Here is a 280-nt window from a genome sequence, read left to right as displayed (position 1 = left end):
CCACACCCCACGTCGTGCGAGGGCTTCGTCCTCCTCGGCGACCGCGCGGTCGGGATCGGCGTGGAGCCGGGCCTCGTGGGCCAGCCGGCGGGCGTCGACCAGCCCGATCTTGTCGGGGACCGCGCAGATCAGCCGGTCGGCGTGCAGCGCGGCGTCCAACGACAGGTCGTGGGTCTCGCGGGAGATGAGCCGCGCCTGCCACACCCGCGGACCCACCGTCAGGGGTGCGTCGTCCAACAGGGTCCAGAGCCGCGGCAGCCGGAACGCCAGCTCCAACGCA

Annotated in this window: 1 protein-coding gene; it reads right to left on the bottom strand. The window is 73.9% G+C overall.

Going from position 1 to position 280, the window contains the following annotated elements; genetic code table 11:
* On the bottom strand, positions 1-280 hold a 280-nt coding region (locus ASG49_RS11655; protein ID WP_162244525.1), incomplete at both ends, for a hypothetical protein.

The sequence above is a fragment of the Marmoricola sp. Leaf446 genome (assembly GCF_001424755.1).
Lineage (GTDB): Bacteria > Actinomycetota > Actinomycetes > Propionibacteriales > Nocardioidaceae > Marmoricola.
This window is presented reverse-complemented; position numbering and strand designations above follow the sequence as displayed.